Here is a 5,615-nt window from a genome sequence, read left to right as displayed (position 1 = left end):
TTGAATACTTATTCAACACCGTGAATAAGATCCTTGCGTCAAATTGACTTCGCTAGCAAATTTCTTTACTAGTACTTGTTTGGAAATAGCTTTCTATTTCCGTCCTGCGATTTTTACCTAGAAACATCACTGTCTCTATTGGTTTTATCTTTGTTTCTGTTCAGTTTTCAAAGGTCAATCTCGTAAATTGCATTTTGCGTTATGTGCATCAGCAACGTTTATAAATATACCAACTATTTATCTAAACGTCAATAGTTTTTTGCATATTTTTTTATAAATAGTCATTTATTTTTTTTGCAAGTTCTAGAAAACGTTCTCCTTGCGCGCTTTCCGCCTCATAAACGCCTGACAAATAGCCATTTCTATTGTGCTCTGGTTGCTCTATTGGAAATACACCTAACAACTCTGTTTCTAGTTCAGTCGCTACTTTTTCCCCGCCACCTTCTCCAAATAAATGTGCTTTCTCGCCTGACTCTGTTTGATAATAGGATAAATTCTCAATAACTCCCAAAATATGATGTTCATTTTTCATCGCCATAATCCCTGCTCTTGCTGCAACAGTTGCCGCTGCTTGGTGAGGTGTTGTGACAATTAATTCATTACAGGTTGGTAATAGCGTATGAATATCTAGCGCAATATCTCCTGTGCCGGGTGGTAAATCAATAATTAGATAGTCCGGAGCGTCCCAATTCACATCTTCTAGGAACATTTTGATCATTTTTCCAAGCATCGGACCTCTCCATATAACTGGTTCACCATCTTCAACAAAAGAATCCATAGAAATTAATTGTACGCCATATGTAGTTACTGGGACAATTTTCTCGTTTACTGTCTTGGGAGTATCTTTCGTACCCATCAGTATTGGCAGACTAAATCCGTATATATCAGCGTCTAGCAAACCGATTTTCTTCCCTGTTCGCTTCAATGCTACTGCAAGATTGGCTGCAACAGTTGATTTGCCCACTCCACCCTTACCGCTAGCAATTGCTATAAATTGTGTCTTACTTTCTGGTGACAGTATATTTTTTTTCGCGGCTAACATCTGCTCTATCTTAGAAACTGGGAGATAGCCTAGTTCAAAATGGATATCTTCACATCCAAATTCCCCTAAAAGTTCTGTTATGTTTGTAGTGAACTTTTCTGTGTTGTGCTCTGGATCAGCCAAAGCTATTTGAAGCGTTACACTTGTATTTATAACACTCACTTCCATGATGCCTTCTGTTTCTTGTAGTGTAGATTCTAATACTGGATCTACTACACGTTGTAATAACTTTGTGATTTGTTGTTCATTTAGCATGCAACTGCCCCCTATGGATTTACCTTTCAAAATATAAGCGCTTTCTTTATTATACCATGTAGCTTCTCTTTTTTTCCAAGAATCTGCCCTAAAAATTATACTCTAAATTTTATATTATATAGAAGAAAGACGTCTAGCATGTTTTGAAACATCAAAATTTTTGTAGCATTTCAAGGAAATAGGAGGTTCTTATATAAACAAAATCCTTATTTTTTTATACAAGAGATGAAATTTTTACTAAGAATTAATGACCTGCTAGACCTAATTTAGAGGCTGAAATACATTCTTTTTTTCTTGAAAGGATTTTACAAAGAGTAAATGTTTGCTTTATTAAAGAAAGCGTGGTATATTTAACTAGACTTATTTTTGTTGGTGAAGAAATGATTAGTGAATAACTTTCCACTTCGTACCGCTAAGCAGGAATAGTAATATTATGTGCCAGTGTGCACGAGGAGGAATTTAGATATGGAAACAGGTACAGTAAAATGGTTTAACGGCGAAAAAGGTTTTGGTTTCATCGAACGCGAAAACGGTGACGATGTATTCGTACATTTCAGCGCTATCCAAGGTGAAGGATTCAAATCTTTAGACGAAGGCCAAAAAGTTACTTTTGACGTAGAAGAAGGTCAACGTGGACCTCAAGCTGCTAACGTTGAAAAAGCGTAATTTTAGCTGATAAAAGAGGATGGGACAAGAGTTGATTAGTAATCAACGGATGTTCCATCCTTTTTTATAGATAGAAATAAGTACACAAAAATAGCGCGCTTTGTTAAAATGGCTCTATGTCAATTGTTGGGATAAAATATCGAGGTTCGAGCTAGAGAATCAAGAGCTCGTTCCTTTTTTTAGCTTACAAAAATATCAAAACATTCCATAAAGTGTTGTGCAAGTATCTTGGCGCGAAATCTTGCGAAGCTTCGGTAGCCATAGGACGTGCGTTTGATGACTTTGGTTCGATTGTTAATGCCTTCTACAAAGCCATTCGATAGGTGTGGGTAAATAAACGCATGGATAATCTCTGTTTCCCAACGTTCAAAAGTGCCGATAGCCTTTAGGAATTCTGGCAACTTTTTATCTTTTACCAGTTTGTAAAAGTCATGTAAGGAACGGCGAACATCACAACGTTCTTGTGCTTTATGGGTATCAAACCAAGCCTGGTAGGCTTCTTTGATGGCATAGGCCGTTTGTAGGTCAGGGCGTAGGCTTAAATAATAGTGAACGATGCTTTTTTGGGCTGTATCTAGCGTATGGACTCGTTTAAAGCTGTATTTGTGATTGTTATATGGTACACTAGAACGATGGTCTCATTTATAATCCCTTTGTATGTGCGATGTTAAAGCTTGAACCCTCCATTTTACCGAAATCATGTTTAAAAAGCAAGAGAAAACAAATGAATTCACGTAATTGTTTGGGTGTAGAATTATGGCTTTTATAATACAAAGTGTATTCATCAATCTTTAGGCTACTTGACACCAAACGATTTTGAAAGAAAAGCGAATTAAATTCTATTTATTTTTGTCCAAGTTATTGACATCACATCAATTTTTTTTACGTTTTCTTATGCCCCTAAAACCATTGATGCCTTGAAATATGCAATAACCAATTAATAACAGAATAACTAATCCATTCATAAACCACTCCCCTTATAGGGGTAGGGGGAACAAAACGCGGAATCACAACGCTAAGAAATTTTTAAAAGCAAGGTAACCTATTGCAGTGCAACGGATGACCTTGCTTTCTATTTTATAAAAAAATCCAAAGGTTTTAAGATTTGAAAGACGGCATCCTCTGGCGCTGGAAATCGATACTCCCAAGAAAATTAATATACTCCCACCCTATAAATATCAAATTTCGGCCGATGCCCCTAATTGTTTCCCAGCTCATACCTCTATTTCTAATCCCATTTTTTATTCAGAACTTTTTATTAATATCTTCTTCTCTTACTCCATAAAACACTTCCCATAGCAACTAACAATGTACCAATGACGATACCGTAAGGAGAGTTTGTATCACCTGTACTAGGTAATGTGCCATTTATGCCCGTTGAACCTGTTGTACCAGGCTTGTTTGATGGAGGGTTATTAGGATTTGGTGGCTCTGGTTTGGTAGATAACAGAGTGAAGTGCACCGTCTGAGCTGCATCATTAATATCTTCATGTATGGCTACCTCTTTGCCGTTACGATAAAGTTTCTCGAATACAACAACATCCTTACCTGCCAATTCACGAGCATTTAGGTCAAAATAAACTTCTATGGAGCCATTAGCTTCTTCAGGAGTGAATGTTGTTTCACCAAGAACTTCTTTTCCTGCAATGACAATAGGCTCTCCCGTTGCTTTGTCCATTAGCTTCCCTTTAACCGTGTATTCTTTTCCAGAAATTAAATCTGCATAATTCACAATGTCTACTACTTGCTTATCTGTAGGCTCTATGTCTTTACTACCGTTCACATCCGTTGCTGTCGTTTTCAGATTTGGCTTCTTAAACTGCACGGTTTGATTTCCATCATCAATATCTTCGTGCTTTGCAACGAGTTGTCCAGCCGCATATAGACCTTCAAAAGCGACAACCTCTTGACCTGCAAGACCTTTTGCATTAAATGCGAAAGTAACTTCAACATCACCACTCGTAGCATCTGGTGTGAATGCCGTTTCTGCTTCTATCCGTTCGCCATCAACAAGCAATGGTGCTTCTGTTGATTTATTCATTAGAACACCTTTTACAGTATATTCGCGACCAGCAATCAGGTCTTCATAATGAACAGTATCTACTAAAGTAATATCCTCTTCTGGGCTAGGATTCTGAGTACCCGTTTCTTCATCTTGAAGTGTCGTGCCAATGGACGGATCAACTACTTCAATCGTTTGGCTTATAGCATTAATATTATGTTCCAATGCTACTGTAAAACCATCTAATTTCAGTGTCTCAAAGACAACGATATCTTTTCCTTTTAGATTGGACGTGTCTACATCAAATTCAAGTGCGGTAATGCCATCTGTTGCTTCTGGCTCAAATTCTTTTGTTGCAGTCACGGTAAATCCATTCACAAGAATAGGGTCTCCTGTTGCTTTATCCATTAAAATCCCTTCTAATTGGTATGTTCTGCTCGGATCAAGGTTTGTATAACTCACATTATCAACGATGGTAACTGGTCTTGGTAAGACCTGATTACCACCAGTTGCTTTGTCACTAGCCTTTGTCTCGATAGTAGGTGCTACAAACGAAATACCTTGTGTCAAACTATTCGTATCTCTATGTTCGGCGATAACTTGCCCACTCTCATCTTTTAATACTTCAAATACAACATAGGCATTTCCTTTTAGTTGTGTTGCATCAAATGTATTCAGAGGTACAGAGACCTCTCCAGAAGCCATTGTCGGAATAAATGAGTGTGTCCCTTGTGTAAATACAAGCGCTCCGTCGACTTTATCCACTAACGTTGCCTCCAAAGTGTAGCTTTCTCCAGGGTTTAGATTCGTATAAACCACTCGATCGCTAAGTTTCAAATCAGGATGTGGATACAAATCATATTGTCCATCCGTTTCTGTTTCGAAAGCAAAGGTTTGAAGACTTGGTACAAGAAAAGTAACAGTTTGGTCTGCGTCAGTCAAACTTTCATGTGTTGCTACGATATCATTTATTGCCACATCAATGACTTGTTCAAATACAACAACTTGTTGCCCTTTCAACGCACGTGCATCAAAAGAATCTAACACGACTGTCTCTTCGCCATCTTCACCAGTAGTCGTAAATGTTTTAGTCCCTTGTGTCAATGTCGTTAGTCCATTTTTTGTCATCAATTTGGCCTCTAAGCGATATGTTTTTCCAGGTGTTAGTTCTTGATAGGAAACCCTATCACTAATTTGTGTGGCCATACCTGGATATAATTCTTTGCTCATAGTATCTGTTTCGAAGGCTAATGTCTGAATTTGTGGGTTATAATCTTTTAAATTATCCATAACTAATTCCAATGTTGTGGTAGAGCTATCGATGGTGAAATCAGTTGGAGTGCCATCCGTAATATAACCAGTTGAAGCTTGTATTTCTATAAAATGATAATCTCCATATAGTAAATTATCTACCGAAAGCTTCCCATTAGGCCCAGATGTATACGTACCTACCAAGTCCCCCGGCGCTTCTGACTTCCCTTCATATAGTTCAAATCGTGCTCCTTGCAACGCTTGTTGCGTTGCCCCATCTTGTTTTAAAAGCTCCACTGAACCAACGGGGTCTGGTGTTTTAGTATTCGCTATCTTCAAATCAAATGGCACCGTTACTTCCGTTTCTCCAATTGTAAATGGATGTGGGGTAGCGTCCAG

The 5,615-nt window shown here is 38.0% G+C and carries 3 protein-coding genes and 1 pseudogene; 1 reads left to right on the top strand and 3 read right to left on the bottom strand.

Annotated elements, in window-relative coordinates:
* Nucleotides 1–271: 271 nt before the first annotated feature.
* Nucleotides 272–1,297 (bottom strand): Mrp/NBP35 family ATP-binding protein, encoded by a 1,026-nt coding sequence (locus tag R8925_RS15635; RefSeq protein ID WP_430536714.1) that lies wholly within the window; start codon nt 1,295–1,297, stop codon nt 272–274.
* 465 nt (nt 1,298–1,762) lie between these two features.
* Between R8925_RS15635 and R8925_RS15630 the strand changes: the two genes are divergently transcribed.
* Nucleotides 1,763–1,963, top strand: coding sequence for a cold-shock protein (locus R8925_RS15630; RefSeq protein WP_036061193.1), 201 nt, complete (start codon nt 1,763–1,765; stop codon nt 1,961–1,963).
* Nucleotides 1,964–2,142: 179 nt separating this feature from the next.
* On the opposite strand, the pseudogene R8925_RS15625 reads toward R8925_RS15630, so the two are convergent.
* Nucleotides 2,143–2,562 (bottom strand): annotated as a pseudogene (locus tag R8925_RS15625) (ISL3 family transposase); the annotation flags it as partial.
* Between the two features lie 659 nt (nt 2,563–3,221).
* Nucleotides 3,222–5,615 (bottom strand): VaFE repeat-containing surface-anchored protein (locus R8925_RS15620; protein WP_430536713.1); only part of this gene is annotated, 2,394 nt, incomplete at its 5' end.

It is taken from the genome of Listeria rocourtiae subsp. hofi (assembly GCF_963575615.1).
Taxonomy (GTDB): Bacteria; Bacillota; Bacilli; order Lactobacillales; family Listeriaceae; genus Listeria_A; species Listeria_A hofi.
This window is presented reverse-complemented; position numbering and strand designations above follow the sequence as displayed.

Coding starts and splice junctions, on each gene's coding strand:
- R8925_RS15635 (WP_430536714.1), bottom strand. CDS start 1,297: ATGCTAAATGAACAACAAATCACAAAGTTATTACAACGTGTAGTAGAT.
- R8925_RS15630 (WP_036061193.1), top strand. CDS start 1,763: ATGGAAACAGGTACAGTAAAATGGTTTAACGGCGAAAAAGGTTTTGGT.